This is a genomic window from Polynucleobacter asymbioticus QLW-P1DMWA-1, from assembly GCF_000016345.1.
Classification (GTDB): Bacteria; Pseudomonadota; Gammaproteobacteria; order Burkholderiales; family Burkholderiaceae; genus Polynucleobacter; species Polynucleobacter asymbioticus.
On sequence record NC_009379.1, the window covers coordinates 1,066,131 to 1,086,257 of the forward strand.

A 20,127-nucleotide genomic window follows, 5' to 3' on the forward strand; every position below is an offset into this window, starting at 1 on the left:
AAAAAAATTAAACCTTGAGGATGCGCTCTCCACGTCCAATTCCTGAACCACCCGAACGGACAGTTTCAAGAATTGATGCGCGATCGATCGAATCAATAAAGGCATCCAATTTGGCACCATCACCAGTTAACTCAATGGTGTAACTCTTATCAGTCACATCGATGATGCGACCGCGGAAGATATCGGTAGTACGTTTGAGCTCTTCACGTTCTTTTCCAACGGCGCGCACTTTAATCATCATGAGCTCACGCTCAATGTGTGGGCCTTCGCTTAAATCAAATACCTTAACCACTTCAACCAAACGGTTCAAGTGCTTGGTGATTTGTTCAATAACGTCATCAGAACCAAAGGTAACAATGGTCATGCGAGATAAGGATGGATCTTCAGTTGGCGCAACACTTAAGGTATCGATGTTGTAGCCACGCGCTGAGAATAGACCCACTACGCGGGATAACGCGCCCGGCTCATTCTCAATTAATACAGAAATAATATGTCGCATTACAGATCCTCACTACCCAAAAGCATTTCAGTAATACCTTTACCCGCTTGAACCATAGGCCAAACGTTTTCTTCTGGATCGGTTTGGAAGTCCATAAATACAGTGCGATCTTTCAAACGAATCGCTTCTTTAAGAGCACCTTCAACATCAGACTTCTTCTCAATACGCATGCCAACGTGACCATAGGCTTCAGCTAATTTCACGAAATCAGGCAAAGAATCCATATAAGAGCTGGAATAACGCTTGTTATAAGTTAACTCCTGCCACTGACGAACCATACCTAAGTAACGGTTATTTAAAGAAACAATCTTTACAGGAGTGTTGTATTGCTTACAGGTAGAAAGTTCCTGAATACACATCTGAATTGAGCCTTCACCGGTAATGGCAAATACATCCTTGTCCGGAAATGCTTTCTTAATACCCATGGCATATGGCAAACCAACACCCATAGTGCCAAGACCACCAGAGTTAATCCAACGACGTGGCTGATCAAATTTGTAGAACTGAGCAGCCCACATTTGATGCTGACCTACGTCAGACGTGATGAATGCATCGCCGCCTGTCAGTTCCCATAACTTTTGAACGACATACTGCGGCTTAACAATTTGAGAAGCTTCGTCATATTTCAAGCAATCTTTTTTGCGCCACTCGTTGATTTGCTCCCACCAAGCGGCAAGCTTCTCGCCATTCTTGCGTGGGCCGGCAGCTTTCAACTGGGCAGTCATCTCTACTAATACCTCTTTGAGATTGCCAACAATGGGAACATCGACCTTCACACGCTTAGAAATCACAGATGGATCAATGTCAATATGAATAATCTTGCGCGGATGACTTGCAAAGTGTTCTGTATTTCCAATCACACGGTCATCAAAACGTGCGCCAATCGCAATCAACACATCACTGTGTTGCATCGCCATATTGGCTTCGTAAGTGCCATGCATACCGAGCATGCCCAAAAACTGGGGGCTGGTTCCTGGAAAGCCACCAAGACCCATCAAGGTATTGGTTACTGGATACCCCAGAAGGTCAGCAAATTCTTTTAATTCAGGCGCTGCGTCTGCCAAGATAATGCCACCACCGGTGTAGATGTATGGACGCTCGGCTTCTTGCAACAGCGCTACAGCCTTTCGGATTTGTCCGCTATGCCCTTTAACAACTGGGTTATAGGAGCGCATTTCCAAAGTTTCCGGATAAACAAACGGGGCTTTTGCTGCTGAAACGTCTTTAGGAATATCGATTAATACAGGGCCAGGTCGACCGGTCTGAGCGATATGAAAAGCCTTCTTTAATACCAAAGGTAGATCTCTCACATCCTTCACTAGGAAGTTATGTTTCACCACTGGGCGTGTAATACCAACGGTATCTGCCTCTTGGAAAGCATCCTCACCAATCGCATAGGTTGGCACATTACCGCTGATGATCACCATCGGGATCGAATCAGTGTAGGCAGTGGCAATGCCAGTAACTGCGTTCGTTACACCTGGTCCCGAAGTGACTAATGCAACGCCAACCTTACCGGTTGCGCGCGCATAGCCATCAGCCGCATGAACAGCTGCCTGTTCATGGCGAACGAGAATATGTTCGAACTTATCTTGTTTAAAAATTTCATCATAGATAAAGAGAACGGACCCACCTGGGTAACCCCAAACGAATTCAACGCCCTCTTTGTGCAATGCATGCACGAGCATCTCAGCACCAATCATTTCTGGAGGCGCTGCTTCAGTATTTGTATTTGTTGTGTCTTTGTTAGCTTTAGTAGCTAAAAATTCTGCGCTGCTTGTATTCATTTTCTTTCGTCCTTTGCAATTTTCGGCAAAAAATTGATTGGTCTGTTCTATCTCCTGCTTATGGCCTGAGTTCGAACGGCGCTGCTACCGGAAAAAACCACTTCTTGAATGAGATTCTAGGTAGTAAGCCCTATATTCTATAGCAATCCCCTAAAATGGATCAATTCTTACAGATTCAGGTCTAATCCATTGCATGGCATCAGCCCAAGAACTATCTGACTTTCTGAGTAGCGTCGAGCAGCGTGCTTTCAAGCAAGCGGTTTACGCCGTGCGCGATGATGATGCGGCGATGGATATTGTTCAAGATGCAATGATCAAATTGGCTGAAAAATATGCCGATCGACCTGCGGCAGAACTGCCACTGGTTTTCACCAGAATTTTGCAAAACCGCATACACGACTGGTTTAGGCGACAAAAGGTTAGAAATACATGGGTCACCTTGTTTTCCAGTATGGGCAAAAAAACGGATGAAAACGATGATTTTGACCCTCTTGAGTCACTTTCTGCCCCTGACGAGAGCGAAATTCACCAAGATGGAGCGCAAAAACTAGAACAGAGTCAGCTATTACAGGCTTTAGAGTCAGAAATATCAAAATTGCCCGTACGTCAACGAGAAGCCTTCCTGATGCGTTATTGGGATGAGCTAAGTATTACTGAAACTGCCAAAGCGATGAGTTGTAGCGAAGGCAGCGTCAAAACCCATTGCTCTCGAGCAACCCAAACCTTAGCTAAAGCATTGAAATTAAAAGGAATTACGCTGTGAAACACTTTGACGAACCATTAAATACGACCCAAGCTGACCAATTTGGTCGAGCTAGTGCTGCCCTGCTCCGTCAAGGTGCGCAAAGCCTTTCTCCTGCGATTAAAGATCGTCTTTATGCAGCTCGCATGAAGGCCCTATCACTTCGTAAACCTGAAAAAGTACGAGTTCAAAAGCCTGTCTTTGCTGGCGTAGCCGGAAACTGGACTAGTGGCTCAAATCACGTTTGGGGCACTGTTGGCTGGATTGCGCCCCTAGTTGTTCTTGTGTTTGGATTGATTGGCATCGCTCACTGGCAAGATGAATCTCGAATTAACGATATTGCCGAAGTTGACGCCGCCCTTTTAGCTGATGATGTGCCGCCAGATGCTTACGCAGATAGCGGCTTTATGGCTTTCCTCAAAAATGGCCCGCTGTCAGATTCTGACTCTGAAGATAGCTCTGCCCAGTTAACACCAAGTAAGTAATTATTATTCGCCCTCTATTCATGCAGCGCTCGATTAAGTCGCTTATTGCTATGCCTGTTATGGTTTTGGCAATTAATGCCGCTGGAGTCGTTTCGAACACTGCTTTTGCACAATCTTCAGGAGGTGCTGCTCATAGCAAATCTACAGCCATCCCAGAAAAGAAACCTGATGGAACTTGGGAAAGCCTGAGTCCTTCACAGCAAAAAGTACTTGCGCCTCTCGAGAGCGACTGGGAATACATGATCCCGGATAGTCGCAAAAAATGGATCCACATAGCCAACATCTATCCAAAGATGAGCGCACAAGATCAAGAACGTCTGCAATCGCGCATGACAAGCTGGTCTAACTTATCGCAAAAAGACCGTCGGATTGCGCGTGAAAATTATTTAAGTAGCCTTAAGTTTCCTCCCGAGAAAAAAGCGGAGGCTTGGAGCGCTTATCAGAAATTAAGTGATGAGCAAAAGAAAAAGTTGGCTGACCAAGAGGCCAAAAGAAAACCTACCGCCACGAACGCACCGACTCTTCAGCAGCACACCATCAATGAGAAGACAACACCCCTTTCTCCTGCACCTAGACCGAGAAGTCTGCCTGCAGAAAACGTGAGTGCCCCTAGCGCACCAGCCGCTGAAGCCTCAGGTAATCCTTATTAATCATTCATTTAGTAGTTAATGTCTCCAGCAGAACTCAATGATTTGCCAGCACCTTCGTTCTGGAGACGTGTGTCATACACCCTCTACGAGCAATTAGTCCTGCTTGGCGTCATTGCATTAACTTTTTTAGTTCCGAACTTGTTTCTTGGAATTTTGTTTGGAATTTCTCTTCCAAGCTGGCTGACGTTTCTTTATCTTTATGGCGTACTGGCAATTTACTTTGTTTGGTATTGGACTAAACCAGGCCAGACACTAGCAATGCAAACTTGGCGCGTCCGGATTATTGGTGCCGGAGGACTTAACATCACTAAACGTCAAGCACTATGGCGTTACATCTATGGTTCGCTCTGGCTTATTCCTTGTGTTCTCTTGCAATGGATATTTCATTTGGAGAAGTGGCAAATCATTGAAATGCTTTTTGCGGTGGCACTCTTTTGTTGGCCTTTGAGTATTTATTTAGATCGCTGCAGCCCCGCGCTCCGACAAAGCCTTCCTGATCGTCTTGCAGGGTCTCGCCTTGTCGAGCTACCCAAGAACTTAGTTAAGCTCTCGTAGCAGGCTCTCAGGTCATTCTAGGCCTCTCGCAAACACTCGATTGCGGTTGCTTTTTGTATTTGCCCCTGAAAACGATATCCAGCCAACAAGGATGCCGTGACACCAAAGCCAACCCCCATCAAGATCGCCTCCCCAAAAGCGTGAAACTCGATTTCCATGACAAAGCGGCCAAGCGCCCACACGGCCACTCCAGAAGCTAGGCCAGCTAATAATCCGGCTAAGGAGCCAATCAACAGCAGTTCTACTCTGGCAATCTGTGCCAACACTTTGCGCGAAGCCCCCAGAGCTTTCAACAAGGCGGCATTTTTATAGCGATCATCTTGAGTAGCAGCAATAGCAGAGCTCATCACCAAAATTGCGGCAAGAATCGTAAATGCAAACAGTAGCCCTAAAGCAGCAGAAAGCTTATTAATCACTTCCTGAATCTGCTGCAGGGATGCAGATACGTCAACAATCGTCAAGTTAGGATAGGTCTGGCTTAACTCAAAATCTAGTGATTCTTGCTTTGGACTTTGGTAGTAAGAGGTAATCCAGGATTGCGGCAATTGACTCAGTTGTGCAGGCGGCATAATAACGAAAAAGTTCACACGCATGGAACCCCAATCCAGTTTGCGTAATGAAGTAATTGGTGCGTTTACTTTCTCACCCGCAACCTCAAAGGTCAGTTGATCACCGAGTTTTAGCTTAAGCGTTTTCGCAATTCCACTTTCCATGGAAATTTGGGGTTTGTCCCCTTCTATCCAGTCCCCTGAAAGAATTCGATTACCTGGAGGTAATTGGGCTGTGTAAGACAAATTAAATTCACGATCAATTAATCGTTTTGCATTTTCATCAGAATAATTTGATGGCGAAATATCGCGACTATTAATTTCAATTAGACGGCCGCGCACCATAGGGTAAAAATTAGGCTTAGAAACTCCTGAGGTTTCTAATTGCTCACTAATACCTACTTTTTGATCGCTCTGAATATTAATCATGAAACGATTTGGCGCATCAGGTGGAATCGTGCTTTGCCATGAGCTGAGCAGGTCTTGACGCAATAGCAAGATCATCAAAAGAGCCATTAAAGCGATGCCCAAGGCCGTGATTTGCAAAATGGCAAATCCTGATCTACGCGCCATGGCAGTCAGAGCAAAGCGCACTGCAAAGTGCTGTGTTTGCCAGCGATTCAATAACCACAGAATAAAACTAGCGCTGGCTGAAAAGATCAGAATAGCCCCAACAAATCCACCTAGAACCCAAAGCGTGAGTTTAAGGTCCTGCGCTGCTACCCAAATTAATAGCGCGCAGCAAGAAGAGCCCAAGATTACCAACCATAGCGTGGAAAGCGTGTTGAACTTGAAATCTTTTCTAATTAAGCGAATGGGTGAGACATTCACCAAACTCAAAATGGGGGGCCCAGCAAAAGCCAATAATAGGAAACAGGTAAATAAAATGCTCCAAAAAAAAGGCCAAGCCGATATAGCCGGTAAATTTCCGGGGATCAGATTACCTAATAACCAAGTTAAGAAAAGTTGCGCCAAATATCCCAAGGCAGAACCTATCACTGCCGCGACTGCGCCAAGCGCTAGTAGCGTTTGAGCTTGTCTTTTTAAAATAACCGCTTTAGTTGCCCCAAAGCATTTCAATGCCGCGCATGTATCTGCCTGCTTATGCATATAGCGGCGCGCTGATAAGGCAATTGCTACGGCAGCAACCATAGCCGTCAAAATAGAGACTAAAGAGAGAAATTGTTCGGCTCTATCTAAAGTTTTGCGCATCGTTGGCTGCGCATTTTCAATAGTTTCAACGCGAAGACCATGTAAGGCTTGAGATTCAATATAACGGGTTGCCCACTGTTGATATGTTGACATGATGCTGTCTGGGCCAGCCACCAAGAATCGATAGGTGACTCTACTACCAAGCCCAATTAAATCTGTGGAGGCTAAGTCATCTATGCACATCATCAGACGTGGCGCGAAATTCATAAACCCAGCGCCACGATCTAATTCGCGCGTCAAGATTCCAGCGATCACAAACTGTTGACCGCCCAAGCGAATTGAATCGCCAATCTTGGAATGCAAACTACTTAATAAGGCTGCATCAACCAGGACCGTTCCACAAGCTGGCCCTGTATTTGATATGGCGTTATTTTGTAATGAACTTTGCCCCGTAGAAACTTCCAAAGAACCCCTTAGAGGATAAGAGGAGCTGACCGCTTTTATGGATGCGAGTTTACTAACACCCCCACTACTAGCCATACTGGGAAAGACTACGGTTTGCGCTATCTCAAGATGACTCTTTATCGCCTCTTGTAAAAACTCTGGGGGCAATGGCTGATCAGAGGCAATTAATAAATCGGCAGCGAGTAATTGGCGCGCATCAAACTCGAATGCGCGATGCATGCGATCAGCCAAGTAACTTACGCTACTTAATGCGCTTACCGATAAAACAAGGGCAAGCAATAGACTCAATAGCTCTTTAGAGCGAAGGTCCTGCCTTAACCCCTTAAAGAGGTCTAATAAAAAGGAAATCAAATGGCCTGTATCTGACCACCATCAACACGCATGACAGTGCCAGTAATAAAAGAAGCATTCTGACTAGCCAAGAATGCCGCGGCATCGCCATATTCACGAGGATCTCCGTAACGACCCATCGGAATCTGGCTCAGGCTCGCCTTAATTACCTCTTCATAGCTGATGCTCTCTCGTTTAGCGCGCGCTTCATCCAGCTGACGCAAGCGATCTGTCGCCACCCTACCAGGCATGATGACATTCACAGTAATTCCATCTGCAGCCACTTCGCTAGAGAGTGTTTTTGACCAAGCTAACAAGGCAGCCCGCAAGGTATTGGAAATTGCTAAGTTCTTAATAGGAGCGACCGCGCCAGAAGTGGTGCTAGTGATAATGCGGCCCCAGTGACGCTGACGCATACCAGGAATTACTCGATCTGTAATAGCGATTAATGAAAGCACCATGTCATTAAAACTTTTTTGCCAAAGTGCAGGATCTTGACCTACCGCTGGTGTAGGTGGAGGGCCGCCAGTATTGTTAATAAGAATATCAATTGGACCCAATTCATTTTCCACCCTGGTAACCAGGCCATCTATCACCGTAGGGTCTGATAGATCCCAAGATAAAGCCAAAGCCTTTCCACCAGCTGCCTCGATCAACTCAACAGATTTCTGCAGACCCTCTGCATTACGCCCTGTTACCGCTACCTTGACACCTTCGCGAGCCAATGAAACTGCCATCGCTTGACCTAAGCCACGACTTGAAGCCATTACTAGAGCTACTTTTCCTTGAATTCCTAAATCCATGTTATTCCCACCTATTTTTATCTTTTTTGTTTTTTGCTATTCACTGCTTAATCCAGCTGTAATTTTTGCTTAGCCACCACTTCTTTATAAACCGTGTACTCCGCTTTAATTTCTTTTGCGAATGCTTCTGGGCCGTTAACATTAATCAAAGAGCCAGTTTCATCAATGCGCTTTTTAACTGCCGGATCAGTCACCGCCTTTTGCAAAGCTGCGTAATATTTATCAACCACATCTTTTGGCAACCCAGCTGGACCGAGAAGGCCGTAATACGCCATCCGATTGACTGGGGCTAAACCGACTTCGGTAAAGGTCGGAACATTAGGTAGCTGAGCTAGACGCTTTGGCGCAGCAACCACAATCGGCACCAACTTACCATCCTTGATGAATGGCAGAGATGAAGGCAGGTTATCAAAAATCATGGAAACTTGTCCGCCTACCGTATCTGCCAATGCAGGGCCGGCGCCACGATAAGGAATGTGGACGATATAAACACCAGTCAGGCTTTTAAAAAGCTCTGTTTGCAAGTGGCCAATACCACCTGTACCTGAGCTAGAGTACGAATACTTTCCAGGATTAGCCTTGAGCACCTCCATAAAGGTCTTGAAATCTTTTGCAGGAAATGATGGGTTTACTGCAATGATGTTTGGCGTAGCTGCAATATTGCTAATTGCTGTGAAATCAGTGATTGGGTCATAACCAATCTTTGGATTGATCGCAGGATTGGCAGCTGTAGTAGATACAGTGGCCATCCCAATGGTGTAACCATCTTTAGGTGCACGCATGACCTCTAAGGCGCCTATGGAGCCGCCCCCACCTGCCTTGTTCTCCACAATGACAGGTTGTCCTAATTGACGACCCAAAGCATCCCCAACAGAACGCGCGATGATGTCTGTGCTTCCCCCGGGGGCGAACGGCACAATCAAGCGAATCGGTTTACTGGGAAATCCATCTGCGTGAGCTATAGAGATGGCCCCAAGCCCAAGCATGAGACAAACAACTAAAGCAGTCTTGGTGAATATCTTGTAGCCCCGCGATTGATTGATCATCTTACTGTCCTAAAGGTTTTGGCAGATTGCCGGCATATTTATAAAGTTGCATTTCATATTCTTGGAAGATTTCAGCTAAGGCTTGCTGCTGACCCAGTACCAGTGCTTCAGGGGTATTGTCTTTAAGTAATATGCGCTTGGTGTATCGATTTGCACCAATCAGGGGGTTTACTTTTGCACCACTAGTTGCGCTTAAGAAAAACTCGACGCTAACCACTGCTTCAGGCTTAGATCGATAGTCTCCATAGAACTCCTCAATAGAGGCCTGTAAATAGTAATAAGGAAAGAAGCTATTACTCTGCCCGACAGTGGCAGAAAAAATATTGGCCTTATTCATCCACTGACGTTCGGCATTCCCAAACATCTCTGCGGGGATAACGGCATAGACGTTATAAAAATCCTTTTCATAACGCTGGTCCCCTGTTCGGTAAACCAGAGACTTGCCGTCAAATGGAGGTGCAACTGATACTGAACCAATCTTTAACCAAATATCTGTACGTTCTTGCCTTGGAGGGCCAGCTCTTTCGGGATTAACCATCCATGCTGCAGGACTCACAGGTGGACGCGTTGGCAAAGTACAGGCAGACAATCCCAGAATAGCGGCGATCAATAGAATGCGCTTCATCATTTCTGCGCCCCAGTCTGGCCTGTAGCTTGATTCGCTGGTGCAATCTTAGGTGGAGGCTCGCTCCATATCAAACTCGATGGAGACTGGCTAATAATGCGGCTAAATTCATTTAAATTCTCACTAGCCTGCTTGATGTTATCCATAGTCAAAGTGGTATCGCCTTGAACACTGGTAATTGTTTGACGCAATGAAGTAGTCGCAGCCACCAATTGATCCATTAACGCTTTCAACTCGCCCTTATCGGTCACGTTATTAACTCTAGTTAAGATGACATTCAATTCCTTGACGGTCTGAATTACGCCTTGGTTATCTTTACCGTTGCCAGCCATCATGACATTGAGGTTATCCAGTACTAGGTCCATCTTTTTCACGGAGCCATCAATATTCATTTGGTTAAGCGCGCCAATAAGCTTTTGAATCCCAGCGATAATTTCATCCGTCTGATTGGGTAGCGATGGAATTACGGGGTAATCAGGCTTCCAGCTATAAGGTAATTGCGGATAATCGTGCGCACTAGATACAAAATCAAACTCCACATAACTGACGCCAGTAATCCCCTGTGATTTGATGCGGGCACGCAAATTATTTTCAACGAAATCTGCAATCTGCTCTTGACCCACTTTATCGCCATAAATTTGCATCCGCACTAAAACATACTGGCGACGTTGATCAAATGGCATATTTGTTTCATAAATATCGCCAGTCAAAGCAATCTGAGTGACCTGGCCAATCTTGACCCCCCTGAACCGAACTGCCGCACCAGCATCTAAACCTGTTACAGATTGCTTGAGATACGTTTCTATCGTGAACGATTTTTTAAAGAATTGTCCCGATCCAAAAATCAGAATCACGGCAATCAAGACGCCGATTGCAGCCAGTACAAATACGCCTAAGCGAAAATAGTTTGGGTTTGAGTTATTACTCATGCCGCGTCCTTGCTCATAATGCGATTGAAAAATTGATGCACTCGAGGATCTTTGCTGGTATCACGTAACACTTTGGGGTCTCCTTCAGCAATAATGCCTTTAGCTTGCTTGTCCAACATAATGACTTTGTCTGCGATGGCATAGATACTTGCCAATTCATGCGACACAATGACAAAGGTAATCCCTAAATTTTTTGATAGATCTATGATGGTGCTATCTAGATCGGCCGAGGTAATCGGGTCAAGACCTGCTGAAGGCTCATCCAAGAACAATATCTTAGGATCTAAGGCCATCGCGCGTGCAATCGCTGCGCGTTTTTGCATGCCGCCACTAATTTCGCTAGGCATATAAGACTCATAAGGCAACAAGCCAACCAGATCAAGCTTACAACGCGCCAATAAATTCATCTGCGTCTGAGTAAGCTGGGTGTACTCCTGCATAAACAAGGTTACGTTATCCAACAAATTCATCGAACCAAATAAAGCACCCTGCTGATACATGACACCAAAACTCGTCATAATTTTTTGGCGTGCGGGGCCTTGAGCGGTGGTGATGTTTTGACCTTCTATGAGCACATCACCCGACAAAGGTTGATACAAACCAAATAAATTCTTCAAAAGGCTAGATTTACCGCAACCTGAGCCACCCAAGATGACAAAGATTTCACCATTATTAACAGTGAAATTGAGGTTTTGCATTAAGACGTTAGATCCATAGCCAACTGTCAGGTTTTGGACGTCAATCGCGCAGGTGGTGTTATTCACTTCACTCATTAGAAGCCCGTCTTATAAGAAATGAAAGCGAATATTCCGTCAACAATCACGATCATCACGATGCTGCTAACCACGGCACGAGTTGCAGAAATACCAACTGCTGCTGCCCCGTTTCCAGTTTGCATACCCCGCAGACAGCCTACCGCTGAAACAACTACACCAAATAAGGTGGCCTTAATTAATCCCGACGTGACATCTTCAACATCGACTGCGGAGAGCATGCCGTTATAAAAATTAATGAAAGGGATTCCATAAATCAACATAGTGAGCATGGATGCAAAGATACTGACGATGTCGGCAAATAACGTTAGGATCGGGGCAACCAAAATACCAGCCAGAACACGGGGTACCACCAAGAATCGCATTGGACTTAAGCCGCCCGAAACCAAGGCATCAACCTCGCTATTGACGGTCATGGTTCCAATCTCAGCAGCAAATGCTGCTGATGATCGGCCGGCTAGCAAAATAGCAGTAATCAAAGGCCCCATCTCACGTACGATGCCGAGTGCAGCTAGCGGGCCAACAAATGACACGGCGCCAAACTGCTTCATCCCGATAGCAGCTTGAAATGAAAGAATTACGCCAATTAAGAAGGCAACCAACCCAATAATTGGCAAAGCATTAATACCAGCTTCTACAGCTGCATTAACAAAGTCACCCCAGCGAACATGCTTTAAATTTCGAACAGACCACACAAGGTCTGAGCCAAGATGACCTAGAAAGGTAATTAAACCTTTGCTATCTTTTATTAAATTTGCAGTACCCATTCCTATATTGGTCACAAAACCTCTTTGTGGCTTCGCTACAGGGGCTGGAAATAAATTTGAGATGGGATCAAATTCTTTTAACAGTGGCTGATAGCGCTCAGCTAAGCCTATCAATTCGAAATTACCACCGGCGACAGTTTGTGCTTCTTGCAATGCAATGATGAAAGCGATTCCAGCACCATCAAGTGTTTCGACTTTGGTGACATCACAAGTAAGGGATTTAGCAGCACTATTAACCGTAGAGCTTGAATGTAGCCATGCATCCTGGGCTGCACGCACTTGCGTCCATACACCACCCAGCGTATACACATTTACAACACCATTTAACGTGACATTTGCATGCGTGTCATCCACCTTGCCCCAGGCAGCAATTGATGCCTCAGAATTAGTGGAAATGGTGTCAGAATTACTCATAGGGCAACTATAAGGGATCTCTGTAGGGGCCGATGGAATTGCTAAAAGTAAAAAGGGCCCAGTTTTTCAACTAGGCCCCATATGAGTTGGTGCGGCTGGCAGGAATTGAACCCACGACCCCTTGGTTCGTAGCCAAGTACTCTATCCAGCTGAGCTACAGCCGCAACAGCCATAATTATGCCATGGAAGAGAAGAACTACATCACACCCGTTGGTCACGAGCGCATCAAAACCGAGCTCTTACAGCTCTTAAACCTTGATAGACCGGAGGTTGTCAAGGTTGTCCACTGGGCTGCCTCTAATGGAGATCGCTCTGAAAATGGGGACTATATTTATGGAAAAAAGCGCTTACGGGAGATAGATCGCCGAATTCGCTTTCTGAATCAACGCCTGGAATTTGCTGTGGTGGTCGATAATTCAGCCCGAAAATCGGGGGATCAAGATGCTGAACAGATCTTTTTTGGAGCTACGGTGACCTATTCCCCACTAAAGGGAGCCGATGCTGGCAAGGAAATTACCATCACGATTGTTGGTGTTGATGAAGTCGATTTAGAAAAAAATCATGTCAGCTGGGTTTCCCCCATCGCCAAAGCCCTGATCAAGGCAAGATTGGGTGATTGCGTCAAGATTCAAACGCCGACTGGACCTACGGAAATAGAGATATTAGAGGTTCAATACCTCTAAATGAGGTTGCTATTAACCGGCCCTAGTTCGCGTCACACGCATCACATCTGGATTGGTGCGTAAGCTCCGCATCACTTTAGAGAGATGTAGACGGTCATAGACCTGAATCGTAAAACGAATCGTCACAGAATCTTCTTTAAATCGATCTTCCATCGAAACATTCATGATGTTGGAGTCTGCAGATGTGACGCTACTAGCAACTCGCGCCAATACGCCCTTACCTTGACGCGTATCAATTGCAAGATCAACTTCAAATTCTCGATTAAGTTCTTTGCCCCACTCCACCTCCACCCATTTATCGCTATCTTTCGATAGCATGCGAAGTGCTGTAGGGCAATCATTAGCGTGAACCTGAAGTCCCTCACCTTTACCGAGATAACCAATAATGTTGTCACCTGGAATAGGATGGCAGCAGGATTGGAAGCTAATGGAATTTCCTTCGCGCCCATCTACTAAGATCGCTTGGCGCTGATGGTGGTGACCTTCCTGCTGAGGAGCAACCCAATCCCCAGTGCCAAGACGCATTTGTTCGCCGCCATCCTCATCATCTACCAAGATTTTGAGGCGAATAGCCAACTCTTGAGGAGATCTACGACCCAAGGCGATATTGACGCAGGCTTCCTCGCGGGTTTTATCACCCGTCCAGTGCATGAGCTTTTCCCAAATTTCTGGGGTCAGCAATGCAGCATCTACCCCTTGTTGGCGCAAAGCATTGGCCAATAAGCGTTCGCCTAATTGGAGCGACTCTGAGTAGTGCTTTGTTTTTAGTGAGTGCCGAATGGAGGCGCGGGCTTTACCAGTTCGCACAAATGCCAGCCAACCTGGGTTGGGTTGAGAATTTGCAGAGGTAATCACTTCAATAATGTCGCCGTTCTTTAACTCACTACGCAAAGGTAACTGCAAGCCATTAATTTTTACGGCCACACAGGTATTACCCAAATCACTGTGAATGGAATAAGCAAAATCAAGTGCAGTGGCGCCTCGTGGCAAAGCTCTAATCTGGCCTGCTGGGGTGAATACATAAACAGCATCTGGAAATAAATCAATCTTGACGTGCTCTAAGAACTCTTGAGAGTCTCCACTGGTGTCTTGAATATCAATTAAGGATTGCAACCATTGATGTGCACGGTTTTGAACCTCGCTCATATCTGGAGAGCCGTCCTTATAGGCCCAGTGAGCCGCTACACCCGCCTCGGCAATCGCATGCATATCAGTAGTGCGAATCTGAAATTCCACAGGCACACCAGAGGGGCCTAATAAAGTAGTGTGTAAAGACTGGTAGCCATTCAACTTGGGAATGGCAATGTAATCTTTAAATTTACCTGGCATCGGCTTGTAGAGAGAATGCAGAATTCCTAGAGCCCGATAGCACTCATCAATACTGCCTACCGTAACGCGAAACGCGTATACATCCAACACTTGAGAAAAACTCAAATGTTTGGCACGCATTTTGTTGTAAATACTAAACAGCGTTTTTTCACGGCCGCGCAGATCTACATCAAGATTCGCTTTTGCAAATGCCATACGAGATGCTTGCAAAATCTTTTCAATCATCTCCTTGCGATTACCCCGCGCCCGCTTAACCGCACCCTCAATTACTCGGAAACGCATCGGCATTGAGTAGCGGAAGCTAAGGTCTTGCAAATCTCGGTAAATAATATTCAGACCCAGGCGGTGTGCAATGGGTGCGTAAATCTCAATGGTTTCAGCGGCGACTCTACGGCGCTTTTCAATCGGCACCGCATCTAAGGTGCGCATATTGTGTGTACGATCAGCGAGCTTTACCAATATCACCCGTACATCTCGTGCCATCGCCATAAACATTTTGCGAAAGCTTTCTGCTTGCGCCTCAGCATGACTCTGAAACTCTAATTTATCGAGCTTAGTGAGCCCTTCTACCAGTTCAGCAACCTTGTTACCAAACTTTTCAACAAGATCGGCTTTAGTGCAGCCTGTATCTTCAATCACATCATGTAATAAGGCAGCCATGATGGAGGGTGCATCTAGGCGCCATGTGGCACAGAGCTCAGCAACGGCAACTGGGTGAGTGATGTAAGGCTCGCCACTATGGCGATATTGGCCTAAATGCGCAGCATCTGAAAATTGAAATGCTTTTTTGATCTGAACAACTTCTTCAGGCTTGAGGTAAGTTAACTTAGATAAAAGCCCCTCAATCGAAACGACTTGATGCTTTAAAGGGAGAGTTGGGCTTGATGTAGGCCCAAATAAATGGCGACTCGATTGCGCTAATAAGTCGGCAATGATCGATTTTTTACCACTTAACTTATTGATGGTGACGGGAGTGTCTGACTGAGAATCCAGCAGATCGGTTTGCACCTTATTGAAGGCCTCTTTGGACGAGGCCCCTCCTACTAATTCCGATGTCTTGGTCGCACTAAATGGGAGCTCCACACCGGAACTCCTCTATTACAAAGGTACTTTGGTCAACATGTCACGGTCGGTTACACCAGCTGCCACTTCACGCAAAGCAACAACAGTGGCTTTATCTCTGGACTCAACACGTGGCGAATGACCTTGAACCAATTGGCGAGCACGATAAGTCGCAGCCAATACAAGTTCAAAACGATTAGGAATAGTTTTAAGGCAATCTTCTACAGTAATACGGGCCATGCTGGACTCACTTAATTTAGCTTCAATACCTATAGGATAACTGATTAGACCCCGAGGCGCTTCAAAAGCGCTGGATTACGGGCCATGCTGGGGCCTGAGCGAAGGCGACTAGAAGCCAGAATGTGCTTTAAATCTGCTAAAGCCTGCTCAAAAGAATCATTAACTACGATGTAATCAGCTTCGTGGGCATGTGTTAACTCCACATGGGCAGCTGCAAGCCGCCTTTGAATGGTGGCTTCATCATCCTGCCCCCGCTTGCGCAGGCGCTCTTCTAGGGCCTCAATCGAGGGAGGAAAAATAAAAATCCATTGAACTGAAGGAATGAGTTTACGAATCTGTTGAGCACCTTGCCAATCAATTTCTAAAATGACGTCGCTGCCTGACTGCATTTGAGATTCAATCCAGGGCTTGGAGGTGCCATAAAAATGTCCATGAACTTCTGCCCATTCTAAGAAATGACCCTGATCGCGTTCTTGGGCAAATTCATCTTGCGCAACAAAACGATAATCTTTTCCATCCATTTCACCTGGTCTAGGCGCTCGGGTTGTTGTTGAAAGAGATAATTTCAGGCCTGCATCTTCTTTTAGTAAAGCATTTACCAAGGAGGATTTACCTGCTCCCGAAGGAGCCACAATCATCAACATGCTGCCTTGATAAGAGGAAGTGGAGTTTGAACCGTTCATCGCTAAATTATCGTCATTACTCTAGGTTTTGTACTTGCTCGCGCATTTGCTCAATTAAGAGCTTGAGCTCAAGTGCAGCTTGCGTACATTCCTCGGAAACAGATTTAGAGCTCAGAGTATTGGCCTCACGGTTTAACTCTTGCATTAAGAAATCTAAACGCTTACCGACAGGACCTTTGCCAGCTAGAGCGTTATCTACTGCTTGTAGATGGGTTTTCAAGCGCGCGAACTCTTCTGCCACATCGATCCGTACTGCGTACAGAACAACCTCTTGGCGAATACGTTCCATTAATTCTGCGCCGCCTTTTGCTTGCTCTTGAGCAGCCAGAGCTTCGGCTAGGCGTTCAGTTAACTTTTCTTGATATTGAGCGACATACTCTGGAACCTTGGGTTCAATCACTTTGACAATCTCGCGCATCTTGCCGGTAATCGTAGTGAGCACACCCACCAGAGCTTTGCCCTCAGCGTGACGACTTTCAGTAAGCGCTGCTAAAGCTGCGCGAGCTGCTTCAACTGTAGCCGCAATCCAGCCTTCTTCTTCGCCGCGTGGCTCAGACACTACTCCAGGCCAACGCAAGACTTCGGCAATACTTAATTCGACTGCCTTTGGGAAAGCTTCTTGGGCTTTTTCTTGAAGGGTATAGAGCGCATCTAGACGATCTTTATTGAGGGCGCCTAAGGCATGCGGATTGCTTTTGGCTGTGCCAGCTGCCCCGCTATTGACCCTCCAAGCAGCCCTAAACTCGACTTTTCCTCGGGAAAGGCTTTGCGTTGCCATTTCCCGTATGGCGGGCTCAGCCCCACGGCACTCATCCGGAAGACGGAAGCCCAAATCCAGAAAGCGGCTATTGACAGCCCTACATTCCACCTGCAGATCAGCAACTACACCAGCTCCTAGGGAGACTTGGCGAGAAGCGCTGCCATAACCAGTCATGCTCGATATCATATGGACATTGTAGATTGATCCTTAACCATTCAGACCATATTTCAAGGCCAACATTCATGAGCAGCCCAAACTTAGCTAATATCACCCGCCCAAGCGGACGCAAACCAAAAGACTTGCGCCCCGTGACAATATCTAGAGCCTTTACGAAACATGCCGAAGGATCTGTCTTAATTGCATTCGGTGACACTAAGGTTCTTTGCACTGCCAGCATTCTAGATAAAGTACCGCCCCACAAAAGAGGTTCAGGTGAAGGTTGGGTTACCGCTGAATACGGCATGCTTCCCCGCTCTACACATACCCGCAGCGATCGTGAAGCTGCACGCGGCAAACAATCTGGTCGTACCCAAGAAATTCAACGTTTAATCGGTCGTGCAATGCGTAGTGTATTTAATCTAAAAACTCTTGGCGAGCGCACCATCCATTTGGATTGCGATGTTTTGCAAGCAGACGGTGGAACACGTACCGCTTCAATTACCGGTGCCTATGTTGCCGCTCGTGATGCCGTGAATCAATTGCTTAAAAGTGGTGCCTTAACTCAAGATCCCATCATTGATAGCGTTGCCGCGATTTCTGTGGGCATCTACCAAGGTGCACCTGTCCTGGATCTAGATTACCCAGAAGATTCTTCCTGCGATACCGATATGAATGTCGTGATGACTGGTAAAGGCGGCATGATCGAGGTACAAGGCACGGCCGAGGGCGCTGCTTTTTCAAGAGCAGAATTAAATGCCCTACTAGATTTAGCTGAACAAGGCATTCAAGAGCTCACTCAATTACAAATTGATTCTTTAAAGTAAGCAGCAATCTGTATGAAGAAATTAGTCCTAGCCTCTAACAACGCTGGCAAAGTAAGGGAGTTTCAGGCGCTCTTAGCCCCCTTGAACTTCCAAGTGATCCCACAAGGTGAACTAGGCATTCCTTCGGCTGAAGAGCCGCACTACACTTTTGTTGAAAACGCCTTAGCAAAGGCTCGTCACGCCAGTGCTGCAAGCGGCCTTCCCGCTCTGGCCGATGATTCAGGCATTTGCGCCCATGCTCTTCATGGTGAACCTGGCGTATTGTCAGCCCGCTATGCCGGTGAGCAAGGGGATGATGCTGCCAATAATCAAAAACTCATTGCTGCATTAAAAGAGCAAAGTGATCGAGAGGCGCATTACGTTTGCGCCTTAGTGATGGTTCGCAGTGAGAATGATCCCGAGCCACTCATTGTGCAAACACGCTGGTATGGCAAGATTATTGATGAAGCTAAAGGAAGTCATGGCTTTGGTTACGACCCGTTCTTTTTCCTACCAGAACTTCAGATGACAGCGGCTGAAATGGATCCAGCGCAAAAGAATTTAATCAGCCATCGTGGTCAAGCCTTACGCGAACTTATTACTCAGCTTCAGTCACGTGCTTAATCCAGTTACTCTTAGCGCGTTACCGCCGTTAGCGCTTTACATCCACTTTCCCTGGTGTGAAAAGAAATGTCCTTATTGCGATTTTAATTCCCATCAAATTAAGGATGCCAAAAGCAGTACCAATGGGTTTGATGAGCCGCGCTATATCAAAGCCTTGATTGCAGATCTAGAAACAGAGCTTCCTAATATTTGGGGGCGACAAGTCCATAGCGTTTTTATCGGCGGTGGCACCCCTAGCCTGCTCTCACCAGAAGGTATGGATCAATTGCTTTCAGCGGTTCGTGCGCGCATTAATCTGGAGCCTGATGCTGAAATCACTATGGAGGCCAATCCTGGATCAGTTGAGGCTGAAAAATTTGCTGCGTTTGCCAAAAGCGGGATTAATCGCGTATCCCTAGGTATTCAGAGCTTCCAAGATGAACAACTTAAGGCTCTAGGTCGCATTCACAATGGCGCGGAAGCTAAGCGTGCAGTGCAAATTGCCTTAGATCACTTCAAATCAGTCAATATCGATTTGATGTATGGCCTACCAAATCAAAACCTGGATTCTGCCAAGACTGATATTGAAACAGCCCTCTCTTTTAATACGCCCCACCTTTCTTTATATAACCTCACCTTAGAGCCCAATACTTACTTTGCAAATTTTCCACCCAAGCTTCCGAACGAGGAAGTGATTGATGCGATGTTTGATCAAAATGTAGATCTACTGTCTAAAGCAGGCTATCGGCGTTATGAAATATCGGCTTATGCCAAGAAAGATCAAGAGTGCAAACACAATCTGAACTACTGGCGCTTCGGGGATTACATCGGTATTGGTGCAGGTGCACATGGAAAAATTTCCTATCCCAATAAGATTACCCGTCAAGTGCGAGAACGCCATCCAGAAACGTATATGCAGTTGATGGAATCTAAAGGCAATGCCTTAATTGAATCTCGTGAAATTGAAGCTAAAGACCTCCCCTTTGAATTTATGCTCAACACCTTACGTTTAAGCGATGGTGTAGATACCAATACCTATAGTGAGCGGACAGGGTTACCTTTAAGCACGATTAGCAAAGGCTTGAATGAGGCCTGCAAAAAAGGCCTCTTGGATGAAAATCCTAGCAAACTAAAGGCTACAGATCAGGGTTTACGCTATCTGAACAACCTGCAGGAAATATTTCTCAGTTAAAGTAAGACCAATACAAAAATAAATAGTTTCGGAGACCAAACAT

At 46.1% G+C, this 20,127-nt stretch carries 21 protein-coding genes and 1 tRNA gene; 8 read left to right on the forward strand and 14 right to left on the reverse strand.

Translation table 11 applies throughout. The annotated features are described in order from the left end of the window. Positions 1 to 7: 7 nt before the first annotated feature. Together ilvN and PNUC_RS05550 are read right to left on the reverse strand one after the other, a co-directional pair. Positions 8 to 499 (reverse strand): acetolactate synthase small subunit, encoded by a 492-nt coding sequence (ilvN, locus tag PNUC_RS05545; protein WP_011902903.1) that lies wholly within the window; start codon positions 497 to 499, stop codon positions 8 to 10. Further along, positions 499 to 2,286, reverse strand: coding sequence for an acetolactate synthase 3 catalytic subunit (locus PNUC_RS05550; protein WP_011902904.1), 1,788 nt, complete (start codon positions 2,284 to 2,286; stop codon positions 499 to 501). The genes ilvN and PNUC_RS05550 overlap by 1 nt, the downstream gene beginning before the upstream one ends. 193 nt (positions 2,287 to 2,479) lie before the next feature. Here PNUC_RS05550 and PNUC_RS05555 point away from each other — a divergent pair, with 193 nt between their 5' ends. Genes PNUC_RS05555 through PNUC_RS05570 form a run of 4 tightly spaced genes read left to right on the forward strand, consistent with a single transcriptional unit; the run spans position 2,480 to position 4,718 of the window. Next, on the forward strand, positions 2,480 to 3,049 hold the full coding sequence (locus PNUC_RS05555) for an RNA polymerase sigma factor (protein ID WP_011902905.1): 570 nt from the start codon (positions 2,480 to 2,482) through the stop codon (positions 3,047 to 3,049). Next, complete coding sequence (locus PNUC_RS05560; protein WP_011902906.1) at positions 3,046 to 3,513, forward strand: DUF3619 family protein; 468 nt, start codon at positions 3,046 to 3,048, stop codon at positions 3,511 to 3,513. The genes PNUC_RS05555 and PNUC_RS05560 overlap by 4 nt, the downstream gene beginning before the upstream one ends. A 20-nt stretch (positions 3,514 to 3,533) precedes the next feature. After that, complete coding sequence (locus PNUC_RS05565) at positions 3,534 to 4,163, forward strand: DUF3106 domain-containing protein (protein WP_011902907.1); 630 nt, start codon at positions 3,534 to 3,536, stop codon at positions 4,161 to 4,163. Positions 4,164 to 4,181: 18 nt separating this feature from the next. Next, the gene (locus PNUC_RS05570) at positions 4,182 to 4,718 is read left to right on the forward strand and encodes an RDD family protein (protein ID WP_011902908.1); all 537 of its coding nucleotides are present in this window, start codon (positions 4,182 to 4,184) and stop codon (positions 4,716 to 4,718) included. 17 nt (positions 4,719 to 4,735) lie between these two features. On the opposite strand, the gene PNUC_RS05575 is transcribed toward PNUC_RS05570, so the two are convergent. The 8 genes from PNUC_RS05575 to PNUC_RS05610 all read right to left on the reverse strand — a co-directional run bounded on the left by PNUC_RS05575 (position 4,736) and on the right by PNUC_RS05610 (position 12,734). Further along, positions 4,736 to 7,234 carry an ABC transporter permease gene (locus PNUC_RS05575; protein WP_011902909.1) on the reverse strand — a complete coding sequence of 833 codons (2,499 nt, stop codon included), beginning with the start codon at positions 7,232 to 7,234 and terminating at the stop codon, positions 4,736 to 4,738. Further along, positions 7,231 to 8,016, reverse strand: a complete 786-nt coding sequence (locus PNUC_RS05580) for an SDR family oxidoreductase (protein ID WP_011902910.1) — start codon at positions 8,014 to 8,016, stop codon at positions 7,231 to 7,233. The genes PNUC_RS05575 and PNUC_RS05580 overlap by 4 nt, the downstream gene beginning before the upstream one ends. A 47-nt stretch (positions 8,017 to 8,063) precedes the next feature. Continuing rightward, positions 8,064 to 9,002, reverse strand: a complete 939-nt coding sequence (locus tag PNUC_RS05585) for a tripartite tricarboxylate transporter substrate binding protein BugE (RefSeq protein WP_048812255.1) — start codon at positions 9,000 to 9,002, stop codon at positions 8,064 to 8,066. Positions 9,003 to 9,063: 61 nt separating this feature from the next. Continuing rightward, entirely contained in the window at positions 9,064 to 9,690 is a 627-nt protein-coding gene (locus PNUC_RS05590) for a PqiC family protein (protein ID WP_011902912.1), read from the reverse strand. After that, on the reverse strand, positions 9,687 to 10,616 hold the full coding sequence (locus PNUC_RS05595) for an MlaD family protein (protein WP_011902913.1): 930 nt from the start codon (positions 10,614 to 10,616) through the stop codon (positions 9,687 to 9,689). The genes PNUC_RS05590 and PNUC_RS05595 overlap by 4 nt, the downstream gene beginning before the upstream one ends. Beyond that, a complete protein-coding gene (locus PNUC_RS05600) occupies positions 10,613 to 11,389 on the reverse strand; it encodes an ABC transporter ATP-binding protein (protein WP_011902914.1) in 777 nt (258 codons plus the stop codon). Before PNUC_RS05600 ends, PNUC_RS05595 begins: the two co-directional genes overlap by 4 nt. After that, positions 11,389 to 12,570: an MlaE family ABC transporter permease gene (locus PNUC_RS05605; RefSeq protein WP_011902915.1), complete on the reverse strand. Its 1,182-nt coding sequence runs from the start codon at positions 12,568 to 12,570 to the stop codon at positions 11,389 to 11,391. The genes PNUC_RS05600 and PNUC_RS05605 overlap by 1 nt, the downstream gene beginning before the upstream one ends. 87 nt (positions 12,571 to 12,657) lie before the next feature. After that, positions 12,658 to 12,734, reverse strand: a tRNA-Arg gene (locus PNUC_RS05610). Positions 12,735 to 12,752: 18 nt separating this feature from the next. Here PNUC_RS05610 and greB point away from each other — a divergent pair. Further along, complete coding sequence (greB, locus tag PNUC_RS05615; RefSeq protein WP_011902916.1) at positions 12,753 to 13,253, forward strand: transcription elongation factor GreB; 501 nt, start codon at positions 12,753 to 12,755, stop codon at positions 13,251 to 13,253. Positions 13,254 to 13,265: 12 nt separating this feature from the next. Here the strand turns inward: greB and PNUC_RS05620 are convergent, their stop codons facing one another. From PNUC_RS05620 to PNUC_RS05635, 4 genes are all read right to left on the reverse strand, one after another. Beyond that, a complete protein-coding gene (locus PNUC_RS05620) occupies positions 13,266 to 15,590 on the reverse strand; it encodes a RelA/SpoT family protein (RefSeq protein ID WP_011902917.1) in 2,325 nt (774 codons plus the stop codon). 90 nt (positions 15,591 to 15,680) lie between these two features. Next, positions 15,681 to 15,884: a DNA-directed RNA polymerase subunit omega gene (gene rpoZ / locus PNUC_RS05625; RefSeq protein WP_011902918.1), complete on the reverse strand. Its 204-nt coding sequence runs from the start codon at positions 15,882 to 15,884 to the stop codon at positions 15,681 to 15,683. A 44-nt stretch (positions 15,885 to 15,928) separates the two neighbouring features. Beyond that, positions 15,929 to 16,567, reverse strand: a complete 639-nt coding sequence (gene gmk / locus PNUC_RS05630) for a guanylate kinase (RefSeq protein ID WP_011902919.1) — start codon at positions 16,565 to 16,567, stop codon at positions 15,929 to 15,931. A 16-nt stretch (positions 16,568 to 16,583) separates the two neighbouring features. Then, positions 16,584 to 17,513 carry a YicC/YloC family endoribonuclease gene (locus PNUC_RS05635; RefSeq protein WP_011902920.1) on the reverse strand — a complete coding sequence of 310 codons (930 nt, stop codon included), beginning with the start codon at positions 17,511 to 17,513 and terminating at the stop codon, positions 16,584 to 16,586. 56 nt (positions 17,514 to 17,569) lie between these two features. Between PNUC_RS05635 and rph the strand changes: the two genes are divergently transcribed. Genes rph through hemW form a run of 3 tightly spaced genes read left to right on the forward strand, consistent with a single transcriptional unit; the run spans position 17,570 to position 20,084 of the window. After that, entirely contained in the window at positions 17,570 to 18,310 is a 741-nt protein-coding gene (rph, locus tag PNUC_RS05640) for a ribonuclease PH (RefSeq protein ID WP_011902921.1), read from the forward strand. A 12-nt stretch (positions 18,311 to 18,322) separates the two neighbouring features. Further along, entirely contained in the window at positions 18,323 to 18,913 is a 591-nt protein-coding gene (gene rdgB, locus PNUC_RS05645) for an RdgB/HAM1 family non-canonical purine NTP pyrophosphatase (RefSeq protein ID WP_011902922.1), read from the forward strand. Further along, positions 18,864 to 20,084 carry a radical SAM family heme chaperone HemW gene (gene hemW, locus PNUC_RS05650; RefSeq protein WP_227717077.1) on the forward strand — a complete coding sequence of 407 codons (1,221 nt, stop codon included), beginning with the start codon at positions 18,864 to 18,866 and terminating at the stop codon, positions 20,082 to 20,084. Before rdgB ends, hemW begins: the two co-directional genes overlap by 50 nt. The last annotated feature ends 43 nt before the right edge of the window (positions 20,085 to 20,127 follow it).